Origin of the sequence: Enorma timonensis, from assembly GCF_000321165.1 — a bacterium.
Taxonomy (GTDB): Bacteria; Actinomycetota; Coriobacteriia; order Coriobacteriales; family Coriobacteriaceae; genus Enorma.
The window spans coordinates 1-3888 of the sequence record NZ_CAPF01000023.1; the positions used below are offsets into that span (position 1 = coordinate 1).

A 3888-nucleotide genomic window follows, 5' to 3' on the forward strand; every position below is an offset into this window, starting at 1 on the left:
GAAACGAGCGTTTTACGGGCACCTCCTGAAGTAGCACGGGGATGCACGCCAACGAAAGCGCAGGTAGCAGGGTTGCCGATTTCCCGGCTACTATGCCTACCCCCTATAAACCGCTCGTTTCGCTCATTTTGGGTTTGCGGAGCCCCCGAGAGCGCAAAAGGAGCGTGCACCAGGCCGTGGCGCGCGCCCCGCTCCCGCTAATAACGAAACATTTGGGACAATTTCGCGGCGCACGCCGCGGGCAGCGCCCCTAGAGCTCTACCCCCAGGTCGATCTCAGGCACGCGGGCAAGATCGGCGAGCGTCACACCGTCGACGTATTCCTCGATCACCGCGTCGAGCCCGGTCCAGAACTTGACGGTGGAGCACAGCCCGGCGCGCTGGCACGCCCCGTCGAGCCCCTCGCATGCGACAGGCGTCGTCGTGCCCTCCGCGGCGCGCAGGATGTCGCCCGCGCGGATCTCGTCCGCCGGCTTGGCGAGCACATACCCGCCACCCTTGCCGCGCACGCCGCGCAAGAGCCCCGCCTGCATGAGCGGACGCACGAGCTGCTCGAGGTACTTGAGCGAGATGTCCTCGCGCGCGGCGACCTCGCGCAGGGCGATCTTGCCCTCGGCGTCACCGAAGGCCGCGATGTAGATCATGAGGCGCAGCGCATAGCGCCCTTTGGAAGAGATGAGCACGCGAACCTCCCTCTCATCGCCGTTCGCGCCGCGACGCGGCACCCGGCTCCGGTACCGGCAACGCCGCGCCGCGACACCCGGCTCCGGTACCGGCAGCGCCACGCCGTCCGCCCGCCCCGGCTTCACGCATAAAACCGTCAATTCTTCGCGGGAAGGATGCCCGAGGGGGCGCCTCATGACGAAAACTGACAAGTATGCACGCGAAGCCGGGGCGCGCACCATGCATGCGCTGAAATCCTAGTGGATTAGTCGGATTATACCTTGACTTCACGGGTATTCATCTTATCGTTAATCCGAGATAATTCCTAGGATTATGTGCGCGGCACGACAACCACACAGCCGCGCCCGAACGCAAGGAGCAGCAATGTCCGCAACCCCCCTCCTCTCCGTCGAAGGCCTGAGCGCCTCGGTCGACGAGAAGACCATCCTCCACGGCATCGACCTCGCGATCCCCGCCGGCGAGACGCACGTCCTCATGGGCCCCAACGGCGCGGGCAAGTCGACGCTCGGCCATGTCATCATGGGCGACCTCGCCTACACGCAAACCTCCGGCAGCATCCGCTTCGACGGCGAGGACATCACCGACCTCAGCACGGACAAGCGCTCGCGCGCCGGCATCTTCCTCTCCTTCCAGGCGCCGGTCGAGATCCCCGGCGTACCGCTCTCGAGCTTTTTGCGCGCGACCCTCGCCGGCCGCCCGGGCCTCAAGATGCGCGGCAAGGAGTTCCGCCGCCGCATGAAGGAGCTCTGCGCCGAGCTCGACATGCCCGTCGAGTACCTCAACCGCGAGCTGGGCGTGGGCTTTTCGGGCGGCGAGAAGAAGAAGGTCGAGATGCTCCAGCTGCTGCTGCTCCAGCCGAAGCTCGCCATCCTGGACGAGACCGACTCCGGCCTCGACGTGGACGCGCTCGGCGTGGTGAGCCGCGGCATGGACCTCTACCGCAAGCGCACGGACGGCACGCTCCTCATCATCACGCACAACACGCGCATCCTGGAGCACCTCGACGTGGACCGCGTGCACGTGATGGTGGGCGGACGGCTCGTGCACGATGCGGACGCCTCACTCATCGACTGGATCGACGAGCACGGCTTCGAGCGCTTCGAGGCCATGGCGACCGAGGCGAACGCGGCGGAGGGCGCGGGCGCAGCCGGCGAGGCCTCCGGCGAGCTCGACCCCGCGGACCTCTCGCCCGTCGTCGAGCGCTAGGGGGCAGCCGTGGCCAAGCAGCGTACCGAGGTCGCGGACATCGACCGCACCATCTACGACATAACCGATAGCGAGCAGGGCTTCGAGAAGCTCGACGCCGGCCTCACGCCCGAGATCGTGCGCGAGATCTCCGAGCGCAAGGACGAGCCCGCATGGATGCTCGACTTCCGCCTGAAATCGCTCGAGACCTACCAGCGCATGCCGAACCCCACCTGGGGCCCCAGCATCGCTGGCCTCGACATGGACAACATCGTCACCTACGTGAAGCCCAACACCGACCAGCAGGCCACGTGGGACGAGGTGCCCGACGACATCAAGAACACCTTCGAGCGCCTGGGCATCCCCGAGGCCGAGCGCAGCTACCTGGCCGGCGTGGGCGCGCAGTACGACTCGGAGCTCGTGTACCACAACATGCAGGACACGGCCGCCAAGATGGGCATCGTCTACTCCGGCATCGAGGAGGCGCTCCACGAGCCCAAGTGGGAGGCGCTCATCCGCGAGAAGTTCATGACGCTCATCCCGCCCACGGACCACAAGTTCGCCGCGCTCCACGGCGCGGTGTGGAGCGGCGGCTCCTTCGTCTACGTGCCGGCCGGCGTGAAGCTCGACTTCCCGCTGCAGAGCTACTTCCGCCTCAACGCCAAGGGCGCGGGCCAGTTCGAGCACACGCTCATCATCGTCGAGGACGACGCGGACCTGCACTTCATCGAGGGCTGCTCCGCACCGAAGTACAACGTGGCGAACCTACACGCGGGCGCCGTGGAGCTCTTCGTGGGCAAGCGCGCGCACCTGCGCTACTCGACCATCGAGAACTGGTCGAAGAACATGTACAACCTCAACACCAAGCGCGCGCGGGTGGACGACGAGGGCGAGATCGAGTGGATCAGCGGCTCGTTCGGCAGCCACGTGGGCTACCTCTACCCCATGAGCGTGCTGAACGGCCGCAAGAGCCGCTCGAGCTTTACGGGCATCACCTTCGCCGGCGCCGGCCAGAACCTCGACACCGGCTGCAAGGTGGTGCTGAACGCGCCGAACACGAGCGCGACCGTCGAGACGAAGGGCATCTCCAAGGGCGGCGGCATCCAGACGTTCCGCAGCTCCGTGGTGGTGACGCCGAAGGCCGAGGGCGCGCGCGTGAGCGTGAGCTGCCAGTCGCTCATGCTCGACGACGAGAGCCGCTCCGACACCATCCCCGCCATGGACGTGCGGGCGAAGAACGTCGACATCGGGCACGAGGCCACGATCGGGCGTATCGGCGACGACAAGATCTTCTACCTCATGAGCCGCGGCATCTCCGAGGAGGAGGCGCGCGCGATGATCGTGAACGGCTTCGCGAACCCCGTGGCCAAGGAGCTGCCGCTCGAGTACGCCGTGGAGATGAACAACCTCATCAAGCTCGAGATGGAAGGTGCCATCGGCTGATGTGTCATGTAGGGACGGGTTCAAAACGTTACTTTTTGCTTCATTTGGGGACAGGCTTGTCCAGCCATCGCTTGTCCAGCCATCCGAAGCGGGTTTCCGCAAGTCATGTTTGGAGTGAATGCTGATGGATGCACTCACGATGCAGCATATGAGCGCGATGCCGGCGCCCACGTGGCGGTGGCTGCGCATGAACGATACCGAGATCGAGGTCCCCGAGGGGCTCGAGCGCATGGACGGTGCGTCGGTGGAAGCCGAGGACGCGCTGCTCGACACCACCGATAGCTTCGAGGCGGCGGTGGCCGGTCTGCAGGAGCGGCTCGATGCGGCGCGCGGCGGGGCGCAGGGCTCCGATGACCGCGCATGCGTGCGTGCGGCGCAGCGCGCCCACGAGGACGTCGCCGACCTCGACACCCCCGCGCTCTCGCGCTACCAGCGCCGCGCGGCACTTGAGGAGGCCGCAGGCGACGTCGCGGCGGCCTTCGAGACGGGCATCGGGGCGGACGCCCGCGCCTACCTGGGCTTCCTCGCGGGAAGCACGATCACGCTCGCCCCGGGCGCGGGCGAGGCGGGCGCGGCC

The 3888-nt window shown here is 66.8% G+C and carries 3 protein-coding genes and 1 pseudogene; 3 read left to right on the forward strand and 1 reads right to left on the reverse strand.

Translation table 11 applies throughout. From position 1 onward, the window contains the following. Positions 1-250: 250 nt before the first annotated feature. The gene (locus tag BN423_RS02780) at positions 251-682 is read right to left on the reverse strand and encodes an RrF2 family transcriptional regulator (RefSeq protein ID WP_019238748.1); all 432 of its coding nucleotides are present in this window, start codon (positions 680-682) and stop codon (positions 251-253) included. A 364-nt stretch (positions 683-1046) separates the two neighbouring features. On the opposite strand from BN423_RS02780, the gene sufC reads away from it, so the two are divergent. The 3 genes and pseudogenes from sufC to BN423_RS10645 form a co-directional block, all read left to right on the forward strand. Beyond that, the gene (gene sufC, locus BN423_RS02785) at positions 1047-1889 is read left to right on the forward strand and encodes a Fe-S cluster assembly ATPase SufC (RefSeq protein ID WP_019238749.1); all 843 of its coding nucleotides are present in this window, start codon (positions 1047-1049) and stop codon (positions 1887-1889) included. A 9-nt stretch (positions 1890-1898) separates the two neighbouring features. Further along, entirely contained in the window at positions 1899-3311 is a 1413-nt protein-coding gene (sufB, locus tag BN423_RS02790; protein ID WP_019238750.1) for a Fe-S cluster assembly protein SufB, read from the forward strand. Positions 3312-3498: 187 nt separating this feature from the next. Then, positions 3499-3888: pseudogene (locus BN423_RS10645) on the forward strand (SufB/SufD family protein); the annotation flags it as partial.